This window comes from Pseudoruegeria sp. SHC-113 (genome assembly GCF_025376885.1).
GTDB lineage: Bacteria > Pseudomonadota > Alphaproteobacteria > Rhodobacterales > Rhodobacteraceae > Pseudoruegeria.
Genome location: NZ_JAHUBR010000001.1, coordinates 2,018,007 through 2,036,161, shown reverse-complemented (window position 1 = coordinate 2,036,161; position 18,155 = coordinate 2,018,007). Strand labels below are relative to the sequence as shown.

Annotated in this window: 18 protein-coding genes; 11 read left to right on the top strand and 7 right to left on the bottom strand. The window is 63.8% G+C overall.

The genetic code is table 11. The features are described 5' to 3' along the window. Window positions 1–10: 10 nt before the first annotated feature. The 5 genes from KVX96_RS10120 to dusB all read right to left on the bottom strand — a co-directional run bounded on the left by KVX96_RS10120 (window position 11) and on the right by dusB (window position 7,223). Window positions 11–1,432 carry a sigma-54-dependent transcriptional regulator gene (locus tag KVX96_RS10120; protein ID WP_261194291.1) on the bottom strand — a complete coding sequence of 474 codons (1,422 nt, stop codon included), beginning with the start codon at window positions 1,430–1,432 and terminating at the stop codon, window positions 11–13. After that, on the bottom strand, window positions 1,425–3,698 hold the full coding sequence (locus KVX96_RS10115; RefSeq protein WP_409977101.1) for an ATP-binding protein: 2,274 nt from the start codon (window positions 3,696–3,698) through the stop codon (window positions 1,425–1,427). The genes KVX96_RS10120 and KVX96_RS10115 overlap by 8 nt, the downstream gene beginning before the upstream one ends. A gap of 98 nt (window positions 3,699–3,796) precedes the next feature. Continuing rightward, window positions 3,797–5,161: a sigma-54 dependent transcriptional regulator gene (locus KVX96_RS10110; RefSeq protein ID WP_261194289.1), complete on the bottom strand. Its 1,365-nt coding sequence runs from the start codon at window positions 5,159–5,161 to the stop codon at window positions 3,797–3,799. Then, window positions 5,161–6,243: a two-component system sensor histidine kinase NtrB gene (locus tag KVX96_RS10105; RefSeq protein WP_261194288.1), complete on the bottom strand. Its 1,083-nt coding sequence runs from the start codon at window positions 6,241–6,243 to the stop codon at window positions 5,161–5,163. The genes KVX96_RS10110 and KVX96_RS10105 overlap by 1 nt, the downstream gene beginning before the upstream one ends. Further along, window positions 6,240–7,223 carry a tRNA dihydrouridine synthase DusB gene (dusB, locus tag KVX96_RS10100; RefSeq protein ID WP_261194287.1) on the bottom strand — a complete coding sequence of 328 codons (984 nt, stop codon included), beginning with the start codon at window positions 7,221–7,223 and terminating at the stop codon, window positions 6,240–6,242. Before dusB ends, KVX96_RS10105 begins: the two co-directional genes overlap by 4 nt. A 187-nt stretch (window positions 7,224–7,410) precedes the next feature. Between dusB and KVX96_RS10095 the strand changes: the two genes are divergently transcribed. The 5 genes from KVX96_RS10095 (at window position 7,411) to KVX96_RS10075 (ending at window position 12,702) form a co-directional block, all read left to right on the top strand. After that, the gene (locus KVX96_RS10095; protein WP_261194286.1) at window positions 7,411–8,565 is read left to right on the top strand and encodes a bifunctional 2-C-methyl-D-erythritol 4-phosphate cytidylyltransferase/2-C-methyl-D-erythritol 2,4-cyclodiphosphate synthase; all 1,155 of its coding nucleotides are present in this window, start codon (window positions 7,411–7,413) and stop codon (window positions 8,563–8,565) included. After that, on the top strand, window positions 8,562–9,068 hold the full coding sequence (locus KVX96_RS10090) for a phosphatidylglycerophosphatase A (protein ID WP_261194285.1): 507 nt from the start codon (window positions 8,562–8,564) through the stop codon (window positions 9,066–9,068). Before KVX96_RS10095 ends, KVX96_RS10090 begins: the two co-directional genes overlap by 4 nt. Further along, complete coding sequence (locus KVX96_RS10085; protein ID WP_261194284.1) at window positions 9,065–9,535, top strand: CinA family protein; 471 nt, start codon at window positions 9,065–9,067, stop codon at window positions 9,533–9,535. Before KVX96_RS10090 ends, KVX96_RS10085 begins: the two co-directional genes overlap by 4 nt. Window positions 9,536–9,700: 165 nt before the next feature. Beyond that, on the top strand, window positions 9,701–10,876 hold the full coding sequence (locus KVX96_RS10080; RefSeq protein WP_261194283.1) for an ammonium transporter: 1,176 nt from the start codon (window positions 9,701–9,703) through the stop codon (window positions 10,874–10,876). A 116-nt stretch (window positions 10,877–10,992) separates the two neighbouring features. Further along, a complete protein-coding gene (locus KVX96_RS10075) occupies window positions 10,993–12,702 on the top strand; it encodes an amidohydrolase (protein WP_261194282.1) in 1,710 nt (569 codons plus the stop codon). 2 nt (window positions 12,703–12,704) lie between these two features. Here KVX96_RS10075 and KVX96_RS10070 read toward each other — a convergent pair whose 3' ends face one another. Continuing rightward, on the bottom strand, window positions 12,705–13,160 hold the full coding sequence (locus KVX96_RS10070) for a type II toxin-antitoxin system RatA family toxin (protein WP_261194281.1): 456 nt from the start codon (window positions 13,158–13,160) through the stop codon (window positions 12,705–12,707). Between the two features lie 65 nt (window positions 13,161–13,225). Between KVX96_RS10070 and hpt the strand changes: the two genes are divergently transcribed. The 3 genes from hpt (at window position 13,226) to KVX96_RS10055 (ending at window position 14,921) form a co-directional block, all read left to right on the top strand. Next, entirely contained in the window at window positions 13,226–13,771 is a 546-nt protein-coding gene (gene hpt / locus KVX96_RS10065; protein ID WP_261194280.1) for a hypoxanthine phosphoribosyltransferase, read from the top strand. 2 nt (window positions 13,772–13,773) lie between these two features. Further along, window positions 13,774–13,956 carry a hypothetical protein gene (locus KVX96_RS10060; protein WP_261194279.1) on the top strand — a complete coding sequence of 61 codons (183 nt, stop codon included), beginning with the start codon at window positions 13,774–13,776 and terminating at the stop codon, window positions 13,954–13,956. A gap of 68 nt (window positions 13,957–14,024) precedes the next feature. Further along, window positions 14,025–14,921, top strand: a complete 897-nt coding sequence (locus KVX96_RS10055) for a c-type cytochrome (RefSeq protein WP_261194278.1) — start codon at window positions 14,025–14,027, stop codon at window positions 14,919–14,921. 174 nt (window positions 14,922–15,095) lie between these two features. Here KVX96_RS10055 and lipA read toward each other — a convergent pair whose 3' ends face one another. Next, window positions 15,096–16,046, bottom strand: a complete 951-nt coding sequence (lipA, locus tag KVX96_RS10050) for a lipoyl synthase (RefSeq protein WP_261194277.1) — start codon at window positions 16,044–16,046, stop codon at window positions 15,096–15,098. Between the two features lie 163 nt (window positions 16,047–16,209). On the opposite strand from lipA, the gene KVX96_RS10045 reads away from it, so the two are divergent. The 3 genes from KVX96_RS10045 (at window position 16,210) to KVX96_RS10035 (ending at window position 18,144) form a co-directional block, all read left to right on the top strand. Next, a complete protein-coding gene (locus KVX96_RS10045) occupies window positions 16,210–16,899 on the top strand; it encodes an MIP family channel protein (protein WP_261194276.1) in 690 nt (229 codons plus the stop codon). Window positions 16,900–17,085: 186 nt separating this feature from the next. After that, window positions 17,086–17,631, top strand: coding sequence for a peroxiredoxin (locus KVX96_RS10040; RefSeq protein WP_261194274.1), 546 nt, complete (start codon window positions 17,086–17,088; stop codon window positions 17,629–17,631). A gap of 156 nt (window positions 17,632–17,787) precedes the next feature. Next, on the top strand, window positions 17,788–18,144 hold the full coding sequence (locus KVX96_RS10035) for a hypothetical protein (RefSeq protein ID WP_261194273.1): 357 nt from the start codon (window positions 17,788–17,790) through the stop codon (window positions 18,142–18,144). Window positions 18,145–18,155 lie beyond the last annotated feature (11 nt).

Below are 18,155 nucleotides of genomic sequence, written 5' to 3'. Positions count from 1 at the left end.
GCGCAAGGCCTCAGGCCTCTGAAGCTTCTTCTTCCGGCTCATCCACATGTTCCGCGATCCGCGCGCCGGATTTGTTGGAGGTCACCACGCCCAGCGATTTCAGCTTGCGGTGCAGGGCGGAGCGCTCCATGCCCACGAAGGTCGCCGTGCGGGAGATGTTGCCGCCGAAGCGGTTGATCTGCGTCATCAGGTATTCGCGCTCAAACAGCTCGCGCGCCTCGCGCAGGGGCAGCGTGGCCAACCCGCCCGAAAGCACCACCCGGCCCTCTTCCTCGGGCACCGCATCCTGGCTGGGCAGCTCGCGCACGTCGATCTCCTCGGCATCCGAGCCCAAGATCAGCACGCGTTCGATGATGTTGCGCAGCTGGCGCACGTTGCCCGGCCAAGTCATGGTCTGCAGCAGCGCTTCGGCCTCTTCGCTCAACCGGCGCAACGGCAGGCCTTGGGTCTTGTGGAAATGGCCGATGAAATGCTCCACCAGCAGCGGCACGTCCTCGCGGCGGTCCTCCAGCGCGGGCACGGCAATCGGCACCACGTTCAGGCGATGATAGAGTTCACGGCGGAAGCGGCCCAGCTCGATCTCTTCCTCAAGATTGCGCGTGGTGGAGGAAATCACCCGCACATCCACATTGATCGGTGCGGCCCCGCCCACGCGCTGGAACTGTTGATCCACCAGCACGCGCAGGATCTTGGACTGCGTGCCAAGGGGCATATCGGCCACTTCGTCAAAGAAGATCACCCCGCCGTTGGCCTGCTCCAGCAAGCCCGGCTCGATGCCGCGTTCGGCAGACTCGCGCCCGAACAGCACATCCTCCATCCGGTCCGGCTCAATCGTGGCGGAGCTGACTGTCACGAAAGGCGCATCGGCGCGGTTGGAATGAGCGTGGATGAAGCGCGCGGCCACTTCCTTGCCCGAGCCCGCCGGCCCGGTGAGCATGATCCGCCCGTTGGATTTGGTGACCTTCTCAAGGCTGCCTTTCAGCGTGCGGAAGGCCGCCGAAGTGCCGATCATCTCGGCCACGGTGCCATCCTGCCGTTTCAGGGCCTGATTTTCCTGCCGAAGGCGGGCGGTTTCCATCGCCCGGCCGATCACCACCATGAGCTGATCGATGTTGAAAGGCTTTTCGATGAAATCGTAAGCCCCCTGCTTGATCGCGGCCACGGCGATCTCGATGTTGCCATGCCCGGAGATGATCACAATCGGGATCTCCGGGTTTTCGCGCTTCACCTTCTTCAGAATGTCGATCCCGTCCATGTGGCTGTCCTTCAGCCAGATATCGAGGATCATCATCGACGGAAGCTCCGCCCCAAGTTGCGCGATGCACTCATCGGCATTGGCCGCGAGCCGCGTCGTGTAGCCGTCGTCTTTCAGGATATCGGAGATCAGCTCCCGAATGTCCCGTTCGTCATCGACAATCAGAATGTCACCCATTGCTCACCTCATACATGCTCACGTTTTCTTCCTTGTCGTTCTGCTCGATCGGCCCCGGCAACAGGATCACCGCACGGGCGCCCCTGTGACTGCAGCCTTCGAAAATATCGGCGTCCAGCAGTTGAAGGCTGCCGCCATGTTCCTCGATGATTTTCTTTACGATGGGCAGGCCAAGGCCTGTGCCCTTCTCGCGGGTTGTCACATAGGGTTCAAAGAGCTTGGCGCGATCTGCTGGCAGGCCGACGCCATTGTCCGCGATCTCGATCCGCAGCCCGTCGCCTTCCAGCGCGGCCATCACCTGCACCGCGCCCACATAGCCCGGTTCATCGTGTTTTTCCTGATAGGATTCCGTGGCTTCCGCGGCGTTCTTGATGAGGTTCGTCAGCGCCTGCGAGATCATCGTGCCATCGACCTGCATCCAGATCGGGTGGTCCGGAGCCTCCAAGGCAACGCTCACGCCCTCCACGGCTTCATCCTGCAACAGGACCGCGCCTTTGACCAAAGCGCCCACATCGGTGAGGCGGCGCTCAGGCTCGGGCATCCGGGCAAACTTGGAGAACTCATCCACGATGCGGCGCAGATCGTTGGTCTGGCGCACGATGACTTCCGTCATCTGCTCCAGCGCCTCGGCATCCTCGCCCACCTTGGGGGTGAACTTGCGCCGGATGCGTTCGGCGGACAGCTGGATCGGGGTGAGCGGGTTCTTGATCTCATGGGCGATGCGGCGGGCCACGTCCCCCCAGGCGGCCATGCGCTGGGCGGCGACAAGATCGGTCACGTCGTCAAAGGTCACCACGTAGCCTTCAAGCTTGCCCGCATCGGTGCGGCGCGTGGCCATGCGCACGAGCAGGTTCTCCTGCTTGCCGTCGCGCAGAAGTTTGATTTCCTCCTGCGCCACCTCGCGGCCCTCATCGCGCAAGGCGTTGAAAAGATCGGCAAACTCCGGCACCTGCAGCGCCAGTTCGCGCGGCGCGTCCTCATCCTCGGGCAGATCCAGCAGCCGCATGGCAGCCCGGTTGACCAGCGTCACGCAGCCTTTGGAATCCAGCCCCACAACGCCTGCCGTGACGGAGGACAGCACCGAGTCAAACAACCGTCGGCGGCGCTCGATCTGGCGGTTGGAGTCCAGCAGGTTCTCGCGCTGCAGCTTCAACTGCCGCGTCATCTGGTTGAAGTAGCGCCCGAGCATGGCGATCTCGTCATCGCCACTTTCCTCCACGACCTGCACATCCAGATCCCCCGCGCCCACACGCTGCGCCGCACCTGCAAGCCGCCCCACGGGGCGCGAAAGCCGCTCGGCAAACCACAGCCCCAACCAGACAGCCGCAAGGATCAGGATCACCGCGAAGCCGAGGTAGAGCAGGCCGAAATCAAACAGGATGCGGCCGCGCTCGGCCTCCTGCTGCTGGTAGAGCAACACGGTTTCCTGCGTTTCATCGAGCAGGTTCAGAATGTCGCCATCCACCGCGCGGGAGACGAAGAGATAGCGGTCCAGAAAACTGGGCAGCCGGATCAGAACGCGGAATTCGTTGTTGTCCCAATCTCTTATGACGACAACTTCACCTTGGGAAGCGCGCGCGATTTCCTCCGCCGTGGGGGCATCGAAATCAAACAGGTAGGAGCGTTCGCCGCGCGCGCGGATTTCCCCGGTGCCATCAATAAGGAACGCCTCGCGCAACCCCCGCTGCACCAGCGCCTGCCCCTGCGTGAGCACCTCGCGCAACTCGCCATCGGTGACCACCGGATCGGCCTGACGATTGAGTTCGATGAACCCGGCCAGCGAGCGCGCATCGGCAATCAGATCCTCGCGGTGTTCGCTTTCATAGGCCTGCGCGGCAGCGAGCGAGTTGCCCACCACGTTGCGCACGCGCTCCGAAAACCACCCTTCAAGGCCGACATTCACCGTCAGAACGGCAAAAACCGCCACCAGAACCGTGGGAATAAGCGCGAGCAGGCCAAAAACGCCGGTGAGCCGCAGGTGCAGCCGCGAGCCGGCCGATTTCGCCCGCCGCGCCGCAATCATCTGCGCCACGCGCTGAATCACCAGCGCCGCCACCAGCAGCACATAGACAAGATCGGTCAGCAGGATCAGCCGCAGCGTGTTGGAGGAACCACCCTGCCCCATCGGCCCAAGGATAAGGATCGTCGCCAACGCAAGCACTGGCCCCAACGCCACGAGGGCGAAGGTCGCAAAGGTCTGCACCCGCTTTTGCAGCCGCAAACGGTTGAGCCGGTCCAAAGCCGATTTTTGCCCGAGGCGAGCCACGCGCCCTCATATCTGTTGCGCCGCAATCGCGGCAAACCGCCATATGTCGTGGCTCTTCCCGGTGACTGACACCTTTGGGCCACGCTTCTGTTGCGGTTTTACATCAACTTGCGGCGGCGTGTCACGTGAATATCAAGGTCGGTGATCTTCTTTCTCAGCGTATTGCGGTTGATGCCCAGCAAATCGGCGCATTTGGCCTGATTGCCGCCGGTGGCATCGAGCGCGATCTCGATCAGGGGCATCTCCAGCTCGCGCAGCACACGCTGATACAGGCCCGGCGGCGGCAGCACGCCGCCATGCAGATCGAAATAGCGGCGCAGGTGTTTGGCCACTGAGGCCGAGAGCTTGTCGCCCTCCCCACCACCGGCCAGCGGCTCCATCGTCGGCTGGTTGCCGAGGATCATTTGCACCTCGGGCTTGGTGATTTCTTCTTCCGGGCTTGTCACCACGAGGCGGCGCACCGCGTTTTCCAGCTGGCGCACATTGCCGGGCCAGCTGTAGGCGCGGATCAGCTCCATCGCATCGCCTGAGAACTTGCGCGCAGGTGCGCCGTCGCGCTCCATCTTGGCGAGGAAATGCTCGGCTAGAAGCGGGATGTCGTCCACCCGCTCGCGCAGCGAGGGCACGTTGATCGTAACGCCGGAGAGCCGGTAGAACAGATCCTGCCGGAACGCGCCGCGCTCCATCTTGGCGGCCAGATCGGCCTGGCTCGTGGCCATGATGCGGGGCGCGTTGTCGGTGAAACTGTCGAGCATCCGCACGATGCGCGCCTGCGCCTCGTCGTCCAGATCGCCCACCTCGTCAAACAGAATGGAGCCACCACGGGCGCGCGACAGCACAGTCGCAGGCCCTTCCATCCCGGCCAGATCGGCCGCGCCAGCCACCACGAAGGGCAGCGTGCGGCGATCCGAGAAATCGTGAATGGCCTTTGCGATCAGGGATTTACCGGTGCCGCTTTCGCCAGTGATCATCACCGGAAGATCGGTGTTCATCACCCGCGCCACCAGGCGATAGAGCGCCTGCATCTGCGTGGTGCGCCCCACCAGCGGCAGATCATCCGAAGGGCCATCATCCACCACACGCTTGGAGGGCGCGCGGCGCTTTACTTCAAGCGCGCGGCCGGCGCGTTTCATCAGATCCGGCAAATCAAAAGGCTTGGGGAGGTAATCATAGGCCTCGGCCTCGGCGGCCTGAATCGCCGTCATGATCGTGTTCTGCGCCGAGATCACGATCACCGGCAGGCCGGGGCGCTCCTCGGAGATTTTGGGCAGCATCTCCAGCCCGTTTCCGTCGGGCATCATCACATCGGAGATCACCAGATCGCCCTTGCCCTCTTCCACCCAGCGCATCAGCGTGGTGAGCGAGGAGGTCGCGTGGACTTTGCAGCCGGCGCGCGTGAGCGCCTGCGTCAGAACGGTGCGAATTGTACGGTCGTCATCGGCGACGAGAACGGTGCCATCCATCAGGGCTGCTCCATGCTTTCTTTCGGGGCGACGGGGAGGGAAACGCGGAAAACGGTGCGCCCGGGCACGGAATCCACGGCAATCCACCCCTCATGTTCGGAAATGATCTTACTCACCAGCGCGAGGCCAAGGCCTGTGCCGTTTTCGCGGCCCGAGACGAAGGGCTCGAAAATATCAGAGGCAATCTCGGGCGGCAGGCCCGGGCCGTCGTCGATTACTTCGATCTGGATCGGCACGCGGGCCGCGCCGCTTGTGCGGCGCAGGCGCAGGCTGGTGTCGTAGAAGGTACGGATCACGATCTTGCCGGATTTCCCTTCACGTTCAGCTGCTTGCGCGGCGTTCTTGAAGAGGTTCAGGAAGATCTGGGTGAGCTGATCCCCATCCGCCCAGGTTGGCGGCAGCGAGGGATCGTAATCCTCCACGAACTGCATATGCGCGGCAAAGCCGACCATGGCGGATTTGCGGGCGCGGTCTAGCACGTCGTGGATGTTGACGGGTTTGCGATCGGGCGGGCGCACATTGCCGAACTGCTCCACCTGCTCCAAAAGCTTCAGGATGCGCCGGGCTTCGCCGACGATCAGATCCGTCATCTCCTGATCTTCGCTCGACAGATTCATCGACAGAAGCTGCGCCGCGCCGGTGATGCCCGCGAGCGGGTTCTTGATCTCATGGGCCAGCATTTCGGCCATGCCGATCGCGCTTTTGGCCGAGGTATGCACCGAATGCGAGCGCCCCAGCCGCCCGGCCAGTTCACGCGGCGAAATCAGCATCAGCACATCGGTGTCGCTCTCGCCCAGCGGCGCGATCTGGATGTTGCATTGCATGGGTTTGCGCTCGCCGGAGCCCACGTCCACATCGTTGATCAGCAGGCCGGATTGATCGCGGCGCACGCGGGCGAAGCTTTCCTCCAGCGGCGCGTCGATCATCACCTTGTCCCACACCGGCGTGCCGATCAGGCTGCGGCCGGACAGGTTCAGGAAGCCTTCGGCAGCGGGGTTCACGGCCGAAATGATGTCATTGGCATCCAGAATGAGGCCGGGGATGGGGAGCGACGTCCAGAGTTCGGTGCCGGGAATCTTCATGCCACGAGCACCCCTTGATCACTTAAAGCATCCGACAGAAGCGATTGAACACGTTCAGGTTTCCGCTCTGTCAGCACCGCCTTGCGCAGGCCCGGCGGCGTGCCGGCCTCGTCCATGTACCAACCCAGATGCTTGCGGGCGACGCGATTGCCCAGCTCGGGGCCATAGAATGCGATCATGCTGTCGTAATGTTCCTGAACCATCGAAATAAACGCCGCCCCGGTGGGGCGCGTGGGCGCTTCAGTGCCGTAGAGCGCGGCGGCAACTTCTGCGAGGATCCACGGCCGCCCCTGCGCACCGCGCCCGATCATCACGCCGTCCGCGCCAGAAAGCGCGAGCGCCTGTTTGGCCGTCTCCGGGCTCGTGATGTCGCCATTGGCGATCACCGGGATCGCCACGGCCTCTTTCACGGCTGCAATCGCGGCCCAATCGGCGCGGCCCTTGTAGAACTGGCAGCGGGTGCGCCCGTGGATCGTGATCATCCTGATCCCGGCCGCTTCGGCGCGGCGGGCCAGCTCGGGCGCATTGAGCAGATCGTCATCCCAGCCAAGCCGCGTTTTCAGCGTCACCGGGATGTCCACCGCCTCCACCACCGCCTCGATCAGCGTCAGCGCGTGATCCAGATCCTTCATCAATGCCGAGCCCGAATAGCCATTAGTGACCTTCTTTGCCGGGCAGCCCATGTTGATGTCGATCAGCGCCGCGCCATTGGCCTCCACGATCCGCGCGGCTTCGGCCATCCAATGGGCTTCGCGGCCCGCGATCTGCACAGACGTATTGGCGGCCTCAAACCCAAGCTCCGCCCGCTCCCGCACACCGGGCTTGGCCTGCACCATCTCCTGACTCGCGACCATCTCGCTCACAACGAGGCCCGCCCCGAAACGCGAAACGAGATCACGGAACGGCAGGTCCGTGATTCCGGCCAGCGGGGCGAGGAAAACCGGGGGTGTGAGCGTCTTATCTGCCAGACGGATGGTCAATTGCCTAATCCTTGTGCACTGCCTTTTAGGTAGCCAGTGCTTCGGAAAAAGGCAAACGCCCCGCAAGCGGAAAATCCTCAAAAACAGGCTTTGCCCATTTTTTCATCACGTTACCCCACGCTCGCGCCGCCCCATTGTCATCAGAGGGGCGGAACCATAAACAGGGGCAACAGGTTTCGGGGGCCAGATGACAACAACCGCCATCATCGTTGCAGCCGGGCGCGGGCGCCGGATGGGGGGCGAGATTCCCAAGCAGTTCATGGATTTGGACGGCATCCCTGTGATCGCCCGCACGCTGGCGCGCTTTCAGGGCCACAGCCAGATCGACGATGTGTTCGTGGTGCTGAACCCGTCTGATGCCGATCTCTTCCGTGCCTGCACGCAAACCGTGCAGCCCACGCGCTGGGTGGCCGGGGGCGAGAGCCGCGACGCCTCGGTGCGCGCCGGGTTGGCGGCGGTGGCCGACGGCACGACGCGCGTGCTGATCCATGATGCGGCGCGGCCTCTGGTGAGTGCTTCGCTGATTTCCCGCGTCATTGACGCGCTGGAGGATGCCCCCGGCGCGGCCCCTGCGCTCGCCGTCACCGATGCGCTCTGGCGCGGGGAAGATGGCAAGGTGCTCAGCGCGACCTCCCGCGAGGGGCTCTACCGCGCCCAGACCCCGCAGGGCTTTGACCTGCAGGCGATCCGCGCAGCCCACGAAGCCCACGCCGGCAGCGCCGCCGATGACGTGGAAGTGGCCCGCGCCGCCGGGCTTGACGTGGTGATCGTGGAGGGCGAAGAGAGCAACCTTAAACTCACCACGCCGCCGGATTTCCTCCGCGCCGCAAAGTTTCTTACCAGCAAGGAAAGCAGGCCCCAGATGGACATTCGCCTCGGCAACGGCTTTGACGTGCACCGCTTCACCGAAGGCGATGCGGTGATCCTCTGTGGCGTATCTGTGCCCCACAGCCGGGCGCTGCTCGGCCATTCGGATGCGGACGTTGGGATGCATGCGGTGACGGATGCGATCTACGGCGCGCTGGCAGAAGGCGACATCGGCCGTCATTTCCCGCCGTCGGACCCGCAATGGAAGGGCGCGGCGAGCGACATCTTTTTGCGTCACGCCGTGAAACTTGCCGGCGAGAAAGGCTTCACGATCTCCAACGTGGATTGCACGCTGATCTGCGAGCGCCCCAAGATCGGCCCCTATGCAGCTGCAATGCAGGCGGCCATGGCGGCGATCATGGGGATGGACGCCTCCCGCGTCAGCATCAAGGCCACGACCTCGGAACGGCTCGGCTTCACAGGCCGCGAAGAGGGCATCGCCGCGCTGGCCACAGCCACTTTGGTGAAACCATGACCCAGACCGTGAGCCGTTTGATCGCAACCGTTTTCTACGTCGGCTATCTCAAGCCCGCCCCTGGCACATGGGGCTCCTTCGCGGCGATCCCCATGGCTTGGGTGCTGCATGCGCTTGGCGGCTTCCCGCTGCTGGTGGCGGCCACGTTTGTGGTTTTCCTGATCGGCTGGTGGGCCACCGCGCAGATGACGCGGGGCATGGAGACGCATGACCCAAGCGAGGTGGTGGTGGATGAGGTGATCGGCCAGTGGATCGCGCTCTGGCCGCTGTCGGCAGGCCTCTGGCACGCGGGCGTTGACCCGTGGATCTTCCCCTATCCGGGCTGGATCGGCGCTTTTCTGGCCTTCCGCCTGTTCGACATCTGGAAGCCCGGCCCGGTGGGCTATTTCGACCGTGGCAACAGCGCTTTCACCGTGATGTTTGACGATGCCGTGGCCGGCGTTTTGGCCGCGCTCTGCGTGGGCGTCGCGGCTTATGCCTCCCACGGGATGCTTGGGCTGTGAGCCTGCAGGAGGATCTCTTCGCCCGCGCCAAGGCGGTAGGAGCGGTGATCGCTACGGCGGAAAGCTGCACCGGGGGCGGGATTTCCGCCGCGATCACCGATGTGGCGGGATCCTCGGCCATCTTTGATCGCGCCTTCATCACCTACTCCAACGCCGCCAAACAGGAGATGCTTGGCGTCAAGAAAGCCAGCCTCGAGGCATTCGGCGCTGTCTCCGAACAGGTGGCCCAAGAGATGGCAGAGGGCGCTCTGTCGCGCTCGGGCGCGACGATTGCTGTCTCCGTCACCGGCATCGCTGGGCCGGGCGGGAGTGAGTTCAAACCCGAAGGGCGCGTCTGTTTCGGCCTCGCCAAGGCGGGTGGCACGACCCATGTGGAGACCGTTGAGTTTGGCGCTTTGGGCCGGGCGGAGGTGCGCCGTGCCACCGTGGATTACGCGCTTTCGCTGCTGATCGCAGCTCTTTCCTAACCGCCCCCTTTTCCATCAACCGCTCTTCTCAGCGATCAATTATTGGGCGTTACGCCATTTGGCGCATTTTTCAGCACCTCTCGCCCCACTTGCCTGTTTCCTTCGCGCCCCGCGTCCGCTTCATCGCGTGAAAAACATGCAAACGACCAAAATTTGGAGGGGACAATGAACGGGGCAGATACCGCCTGGATCATCGTGGCAACAGCACTGGTGCTGTTCATGACATTGCCGGGGCTGGCACTTTTCTACGGCGGGCTCGTGCGCGCGCGCAACGTGCTGAGTGTTTTCATGCATTGCTATGCCATCGCCTGCCTGATGAGCGTGCTCTGGCTGGCTTTCGGCTATTCCATCGCTTTCGGGGACGGAAACGCGATCTGGGGCGGGCTGGGCAAGATGTTCCTCGCCGGTGTGACGGCAGAGAGCCTGTCGGGCACCCTGCCCGAGGTGCTGTTCTTCGCCTTCCAGATGACATTCGCCATCATCACGCCGGCGCTGATCGTGGGCGCTTATGTGGAGCGCATCGGCTTCGGCTTCGTGCTGCTGTTCTCGGGCCTCTGGATGCTGCTGTGCTACGCGCCGGTGGTGCATTGGATCTGGGGCGGCGGGATGCTGGCAGATGGCGGCATCTTCGGTGAAACGGGCGTGCGCGATTTCGCCGGCGGCATCGTGGTGCATGAAACGGCTGGCCTTGCCGCGCTGCTGCTCGCGGTGATGCTGGGCGCGCGGCGGGATCGCACCAAGCCGCCGCATTCGCCGGGCTTCGTGATGATCGGCGCGGCCATGCTCTGGGTCGGCTGGTTCGGCTTCAACGGCGGCTCGCAGCTGGCCGCCGATGGCGGAGCGGCCATGGCGCTGACGGTGACCCATATCTCCGCCGCCACCGCCTCGCTCACCTGGGCGCTGTGGGAGCGGATCAAGTTCGGCAAGGCCTCGCTCGTGGGCATCGTCACCGGCACCATCGCAGGGCTGGCCTCGATCACCCCGGCTTCGGGCTTCGTCGGCCCGGTGGAAGCGCTGGTGATCGGCGCGGTGGCCGGTGTGCTGTGTCAGGAGGCTGTGAACCTCGTGCGCAACACGCTGGGGATCGACGACACGCTGGACGTTTTCGCCGTGCACGGCGTGGGCGGCATCTTCGGCACCATTATGATCGCCGTCTTTGGCGCGGGCGCCTGGGCGGCGCAGCTGGGGGGCCTCGTGATCGTCGGCGTCTACACGCTGGTTGTCACCTTCGTGCTGATCAAGCTCGTGGGCCTGATCACACCGCTGCGCGTGAGTGCAGAGACCGAGACGAACGGGCTCGATCTGGAAGTCCACGGCGAGCGCGCTTACCACCTGACCTGAGGCAGGCGTAGATTGAATGTGAAGGCGGGCCTTTCGGGGCCCGTTTTTCTTTTGGGCATGGTCGATTCGAGCGCTAAGGTTCCCGTGAAAGTTGTAGTGTCAAAACTGGATCCGTTATGCCTATTCCCCGCCTGAGTCGCGCCCTGCCCCTCACCCTTGCCTGCGCCCTGCCCTTCGCCGTGCAAGCTCAGACCACCGCCGAGATCCTCTATTCCGGCGGTCCGATCCTGACGATGAAAGATGATGCCATGCGCGCCGAGGCCGTGGCCATTGCCGATGGGCGCATCCTGGCGGTGGGCAGTATTGCCGAGGTGGAGGCCTTCGCCGGGCCTGAGACCGAGCGCTACGATCTGGCCGGCCAGACACTGCTGCCCGGTTTTGTTGATAGCCACGGCCATGTTGTCATGGGCGGGCTGCAGGCGCTGGCGGCGAACCTGCTCTCAGAGCCAGACGGCGAGGTTGGCGACATCCCGGCGCTGCAGGCGGAACTCACCCGCTGGGTAGGAGAGAATGGCGATTTCATCGAGGCCTATGACGTGATCATCGGCTTTGGCTACGATCAGTCCCGCCTTGCCGAATTGCGCCCGCCCACGCGGGAAGAGCTTGATGCCGTCTCCACCGAGGTGCCGGTTTACATCATCCACCAGTCCGGCCATTTCGGCGTGGCCAACAGCCTTGGCTTGGAGCGCGCCGGGATCACGGCAGACAGCGAGAACCCGCCCGGCGGCATCATCCGCAAGGCGCAGGCCACAGGCGAACCCACGGGCGTGCTGGAGGAAAACGCGCATTTCGTGGCCCTCGGCGCCTTGCTCTCCAAGGTGGACGCGGAAGGCTTCATCGGTTTTGCCGAAGCGGGCAGCCGGATGTGGGCGAGCTTTGGCTACACCACCGCACAAGAGGGCCGCGCGGCCCCGGCCTTCATCCAGATTGCGCAGGAAGCGGCTGCCCGCGGGCTTCTGCTCAACGACGTGGTGCTTTACCCCGACGTGCTTCTGGACAAGGACGCGATCCTGCAAAGCGCCTCGCGCGAATATGAAAACAACCTGCGGGTGGGTGGCGCAAAACTGACCATCGACGGCTCCCCGCAGGGCTTCACCGCCTACCGCGACCAGCCCTACTACGATCCGATCGGCGACTACCCTCCGGGCTGGATCGGCTATTCGGCGGTGACGATGGAGCAGGTGGTGGACAGCATGGACTGGGCCTTTGCTAACAACATCCAGATCCTGACCCATTCCAACGGCGAGCGCGCCTCTGACATGCTGCTTTCAGCCATCGCCAACGCCGAGGCCAAACACGGACCCGCCGACCGCCGCACGGTGCTCGTGCACGGCCAGTTCCTGCGCGAGGATCAGGTGGACAAGATCAAGGCGCTGGATGTCTTCCCCTCGCTCTTTCCCATGCACACGTTTTACTGGGGCGATTGGCACCGCGATTTCACCGTGGGCCCGAAACTGGCCGACAACATCTCCCCCACCGGCTGGTTGCGGCAGCGCGACATGATCTTCGGCAGCCACCACGACGCGCCCGTCGCCCTGCCGGATTCGATGCGGATTCTGGATGCTACCGTCACGCGGCGCTCCCGCTCGGGCGACATCATCGGCCCTACCCAACGCGTGGATGTGATCACCGCATTGAAAGCCATGACGATCTGGCCCGCTTATCAGCATTTTGAAGAGGATCAGAAAGGCAGCATCGCCCCCGGCAAACGCGCCGATTTCGTGGTGCTTTCCTCAGATCCCACGGCGGTGGATCCGGAAACGCTGGATCAGATCCGCGTGCGCGCCACGATCAAGGATGGCGAGGTGATCTACGCCGCCGAGTAGGCTTAGGCCTTGCCCCCATAAAGATCATGCGCGCGATCCTCGAACGCGCGCACGATCCGCTGCATCGCCTCGTTGAACACCACCCCGATCACGCGCTGCAGGATCGCGTTCTTGAACTCGAAATCCACGTCGAAATAGATCTCGCAGCCGCCCTCGGGCAGATCGGTGAAATGCCAGTTGGATTTCAGGTAGCGGAAGGGGCCGTCCAGATATTCCGTCTGGATGCGGCTTTCGCCGGGAAACAGCGTCACGCGGGAGCCGAAGCGTTCCCGGAAGACCTTGAAGGAAATCACGAGGTCCGCCAGCATCACCTCGCCCTCCGGCCCGCCAGCGCGCGAGCGGATGCGCGCTGCCGCGCACCACGGCAGGAATTTCGGGTATTGGGCCACGTCGGCCACCAGATCGTACATTTGGGCCGCACTGTAGGGCAGCTTGCGTTTTTCGGCGTGGCTCGGCATATCGTATTCCTGTCTGTCGTGGCGGGTGATGTCATCACCCAGCCTGAAAAATCAAGGGGGAGCCGGTGCCAACGCGGCCATATGTCATCGATGAAATGATCTCGGCCAAGGCGATTGCCGCCCGGATCGAAGATCTTGCGCGCGAGATTCACGACTGTTTCGACGGCACGAACAAGTTGGTTGTCGTCGGCCTGCTGCGCGGCTCCTTCGTGTTCATCGCCGATCTGGTGCGCGAGCTGGATCTGCCGGTGGAGGTGGATTTTCTTGAGGCCTCTTCCTACGGCGACGGCATGGAAAGCAGCCGCGAAGTGCGGATCCTGAAGGATCTGCGCGGTGAGATCGCGGGCCGCGACGTGCTGGTGGTGGAAGACATCGTGGACACCGGCTTCACGCTCTCCCACGTGATCCGCCTGCTGCAATCGCGCGAGCCGCGCACCATGCGCACCATCGCGCTGCTGGACAAGCCCAGCCGCCGCGAGGTGGATGTGAAGGCCGATTGGACGGGTTTCGAGATCCCGGATGAATTCGTGGTGGGCTACGGCATCGATTTCGCCCAACGCAACCGCAACCTGCCCTTCATCGGCAAGGTGCGGTTTACCGGGGAAGATTAAACATGCTGGGCCCGCGCTGGCTGATGAAGATGAGCCTCTGGGCGCGCAACCCGCCGCCCCTGAAAAAGGTGCTCTTCGTTTTCGGCATCATCGGGGTCTGCCTTGCGCTTTTCGCGGTGGAACGGCTGGTGGGCTGGCCGGATTGGGCCACGGTGAACCGGATGAACGGGCGCGTGGTGCGCTAGCCGCGCTTGTCTGAACACCGTGCAGCGGGCAGACTGGGCTTGGATATTTCGATCACGAGGCCCGTTTCATGTACCGCTTTCTTCGTTTGCTCGTTCTTCTGGCGCTCATTGGTGGCGCGGCTTTTTGGGTGTTGACGATCCCCGGCACCGAGCCTGAGGAGGACCTTACAGGTCTCACGGGCGATGCTACGCGGGGTGAAGTGATCTTCCATGCCGGCGGCTGCGCCTCTTGCCATGCGGCGGAAGGGGCCAGTGGCGAGGCGAAGCTGGTTCTCGCGGGCGGCATGGGGTTTCCTTCGGCCTTCGGCACCTTCTACGCGCCCAACATTTCCAGCAATACGGAGGCCGGGATCGGCAACTGGAGCGCGCTGGATCTGGTGAACGCCATGCGCCACGGCACCTCGCCGGAGGGGCAGCACTATTACCCGGCCTTCCCCTACACCTCCTACATCCGTGCCGAGGTGCAGGACATCGTGGATCTGCACGCCTATCTGCAAACGCTGCCCGGCGACGCGACGCCGTCCAAACCCCACGACGTGGGCTTTCCCTTCAACATCCGCCGCAGCCTTGGCGGCTGGAAGCTGCTGTTCCTGAAAGACGGCTGGGTGATCGAAGATGTGGAAGGGCCGCAACTTGAGCGCGGGCGGTATCTGGCCGAAGCGCTGGGCCATTGCGGCGAATGCCACACGCCACGCAACGCGCTGGGCGGGTTGCAGACGACGGATTGGTTCGGCGGCGCGCCCAACCCGGACGGCAAGGGCCGCACGCCCAACATCACGCCGGGGGCCTTGAGCTGGAGTGCCGGGGAGATCGCCGAGTATCTGTCTTCGGGCTTCACGCCGGATTTTGACAGCGTGGGCGGCCATATGGCGGCGGTGGTGGAGAACACCGCGCAGCTGTCGCAGGAGGATCGCGATGCGATTGCGGCCTATGTGAAGGCGGTGCCGGAGGTGGCGAAGGAATAGCTGAACACAGAGGGCAAAGCCCGCCCATGGGGCGGGTCGGGAGCTGCCCGGCATGCCGCCGGGCGAAAGGAAGTTATACCCGCCCCAGTTTCTTAAACAACGCGAGCGCCGACCCGTGGGGGCGGGTCGGCGCGGCCCAACAGTGCCTGTTGGGCGATAGAAGAAATATTCTTTTTACGCCTGCCCCAGCTTCTTCAGCCGTGCTTCCCGCAGACGCGCGAAATCGTCGCCCGCGTGGTAGCTCGACCGCGTCAGCGGCGTGGCCGAGACCATGAGGAAGCCCTTGCCGTAGGCGGCTTTTTCGTAGGAGGCAAACTCCTCCGGTGTCACGAAGCGATCCACGCGGTGGTGCTTGGGCGTGGGCTGCAGATACTGGCCGATGGTCAGGAAATCGATGTCCGCCGCGCGCATGTCGTCCATCACCTGCAGCACGGCCTGACGATCCTCGCCAAGGCCGACCATGATGCCGGATTTGGTGAACATCGACGGATCCAGCTCCTTCACCCGCTGCAACAGCCGCAGCGAATGGAAGTAGCGCGCGCCGGGGCGCACTTCCGGGTAGAGCCCCGGCACCGTTTCGAGGTTGTGGTTGAACACATCGGGCTTGGCGGCCACGACGACCTCTAGCACCTCGGGCTTACACTTCAGGAAATCCGGCGTGAGAATCTCGATGGTGGTGGTGGGCGACTGGCGGCGCACGGCGCGGATCGTCTGGGCGAAATGCTCCGCCCCGCCGTCTTCCACGTCGTCGCGGTCCACCGAGGTGATCACCACGTGGTTCAGCCCCAGCTTCTTCACCGCATCGGCCACCCGGCCCGGCTCGAACACGTCCAGCGCATCGGGGCGCCCCGTGGCGACGTTGCAGAAGGTGCAGCCGCGCGTGCAGATCTCGCCCATGATCATCATGGTGGCGTGGCCCTGGCTCCAGCATTCGCCCACGTTGGGGCAGCCGGCCTCTTCGCAGACCGTCACGAGCTTGTGCTCGCGCATGATGTTGCGCGTTTCCTTGTAGCCCGAGGAGGTGGGCGCCTTGACGCGAATCCAGTCCGGCTTGCGCGGCTGGGCGTTGTCGGGGCGGTGCGCCTTCTCGGGGTGGCGCTGATCGGGGATCTTGAGATCACGCATGGAAACATCCTCTCCTTGGCGGCGCATCATAAGCGGTTTCGCAACGGAAACCAGATACGGCATGCCGACGCATAGCAGCTATGCATTTTTCTCCCCGCACCACCAGATATTGTGTATCTTGGAGTTGCGACCCCTACAGGGGCGCACAATCAGGGAGGGACTTGTGAAAAAGAACATCGCAGAGGTGCTGGGCACCTTCATCCTCGTTTTCTTTGGCTGCGGCTCGGCCGTTTTGATGGGCGATTTCATCGGCTTTCACGGCATCGCGGTGGCCTTCGGCCTGTCGATCGTGGCGGCGGCCTATTCGATCGGGGCGATCTCCGGCGCGCATCTGAACCCGGCTGTTTCACTTGGTGTGATGATGGCGGGCAAGATGAGCGCGGGTGAGTTCATCGCCTATGCCGTCAGCCAGGTGATCGGTGCCACGCTGGGCGCGCTGGCAATCTATGTGATCGCGTCGGGCAAGGCCGATTACAGCATCGCGACCAACGGCCTTGGCCAGAACGGCTTCGGGCCGGGCAACAACGGCGAATACAGCCTGATGGCCGCGCTTCTGTTCGAGTTCATTGCGACCTTCCTCTTCGTCACGGTGATCCTTGGCGCAACCCAGGCCGCCGCCCCGGCGGCGATGGCGGGGCTGGCCATCGGCCTGACGCTCACCGGCATCCACCTTGTCGGGATCAACGTCACCGGCGTTTCGGTGAACCCGGCGCGCTCCATTGGGCCGGCGCTTTTCGCAGGCGGCGCGGCGCTGAGCCAGCTCTGGGTCTTCATCGTGGCCCCGCTCGCAGGCGGCGCTCTGGCGGGGATCGTCTTTGCCTCGGGCCTCACTGCCGCGGATGACGACGCCTGACCCCACCAGTTCCAGCCAAAAACTCAAGCGCCGGGCCTGCCCCGGCGCTTCTTCTTTCGGAACATGCAGCCCTGCCTTGCAGCCGCAGCAAACCACGCTGCACATGCAGAAAAACCGGTTTGCCCCCGCCCCGGATTCGCGTTAGCCCCCGCGCGACACCTGTCTCAACCGAAGAGGATCCGAGCGATGAAAACCGGCCTGCGCCTTCCCGATGTCACCTTCCACACCCGCGTGCGTGATGACTCGATCGAAGGCCCCAACCCGTTCAAATGGGAAGACAAAACCACTGCCGACTACTTCGCCGGAAAGCGCGTGGTGCTCTTCGCCCTGCCCGGCGCTTTCACGCCCACCTGCTCCACCTACCAGCTGCCCGGCTTTGAAAACGGTTTCGCCGATTTCGCCGCCGAAGGCATCGACGCGATCTACTGCCTCTCGGTGAACGACAGCTTCGTGATGAACAAATGGGCCGAGGCACAGGGCCTGAAGAACGTCGGCGTGATCCCCGATGGCTCCGGCGAGTTCTCCCGCCGCATGGGCATGCTCGTGGCGAAAGACAACCTCGGCTTCGGCGCGCGCTCCTGGCGCTACGCCGCCGTGGTGAATGACGGCGTGATCGAAGGCTGGTTCGAAGAGCCGGGCCTTGCTGACAACCACGGCGAAGACCCCTACGGCGAATCCTCGCCGGAGACGGTTCTCGCCTGGCTGAAAGAAGCCGCCTCCAAGGCCGCCTGAGCCCTCGCCCTATCAGAACCAATGAAAGAGCGCCGCGCCCCACGGCGCTCTTTTGCTTTGCTGCTTTGCCGTGCCAGCCCGGACAGAGGCAAATATCGCACTTTACCGCCTTGCCTGCCGCTCTAGACTAGCGCTGTTTTCAGACCGGGTTTTTGCATGTCCATTCTATACTGCGGAATGATCCTTGGGGTCATCGGGTTTCAGATCGCCCTGATCTTCGGCGCGCCGTGGGGCAGGATCACCCAAGGCGGGCAGGTTGAGGGTCCGCTGCCCCTGCGAGGGCGCATTGCGGCGGCTGTTTCAACCCTGATCCTTGCGGCGATGGCGCTGGCGATCCTCTCCGCTGACGGTCGCTGGCCACACTGGCCGGTATGGACGGGTTGGGTGGCCGTTGCCATGGCCGCGCTGGTTGCTCTTCTGAACTGGATCACACCATCGGCCCCCGAACGCAGGCTCTGGGGGCCCATCACGAGCGTGATGTTGGCTATTGCGCTGGCTGTGGTGGCGCTGTGAGGCGGGCTGCG

Bases quoted from the DNA above. Each gene is read 5' to 3' on its own strand.
- KVX96_RS10120 (WP_261194291.1), bottom strand. From the start codon at position 1,432: ATGGGTGACATTCTGATTGTCGATGACGAACGGGACATTCGGGAGCTG.
- KVX96_RS10110 (WP_261194289.1), bottom strand. From the start codon at position 5,161: ATGGATGGCACCGTTCTCGTCGCCGATGACGACCGTACAATTCGCACC.
- KVX96_RS10105 (WP_261194288.1), bottom strand. From the start codon at position 6,243: ATGAAGATTCCCGGCACCGAACTCTGGACGTCGCTCCCCATCCCCGGC.
- KVX96_RS10095 (WP_261194286.1), top strand. From the start codon at position 7,411: ATGACAACAACCGCCATCATCGTTGCAGCCGGGCGCGGGCGCCGGATG.
- KVX96_RS10090 (WP_261194285.1), top strand. From the start codon at position 8,562: ATGACCCAGACCGTGAGCCGTTTGATCGCAACCGTTTTCTACGTCGGC.
- KVX96_RS10080 (WP_261194283.1), top strand. From the start codon at position 9,701: ATGAACGGGGCAGATACCGCCTGGATCATCGTGGCAACAGCACTGGTG.
- KVX96_RS10075 (WP_261194282.1), top strand. From the start codon at position 10,993: ATGCCTATTCCCCGCCTGAGTCGCGCCCTGCCCCTCACCCTTGCCTGC.
- KVX96_RS10070 (WP_261194281.1), bottom strand. From the start codon at position 13,160: ATGCCGAGCCACGCCGAAAAACGCAAGCTGCCCTACAGTGCGGCCCAA.
- KVX96_RS10060 (WP_261194279.1), top strand. From the start codon at position 13,774: ATGCTGGGCCCGCGCTGGCTGATGAAGATGAGCCTCTGGGCGCGCAAC.
- KVX96_RS10055 (WP_261194278.1), top strand. From the start codon at position 14,025: ATGTACCGCTTTCTTCGTTTGCTCGTTCTTCTGGCGCTCATTGGTGGC.
- lipA (WP_261194277.1), bottom strand. From the start codon at position 16,046: ATGCGTGATCTCAAGATCCCCGATCAGCGCCACCCCGAGAAGGCGCAC.
- KVX96_RS10040 (WP_261194274.1), top strand. From the start codon at position 17,086: ATGAAAACCGGCCTGCGCCTTCCCGATGTCACCTTCCACACCCGCGTG.
- KVX96_RS10035 (WP_261194273.1), top strand. From the start codon at position 17,788: ATGTCCATTCTATACTGCGGAATGATCCTTGGGGTCATCGGGTTTCAG.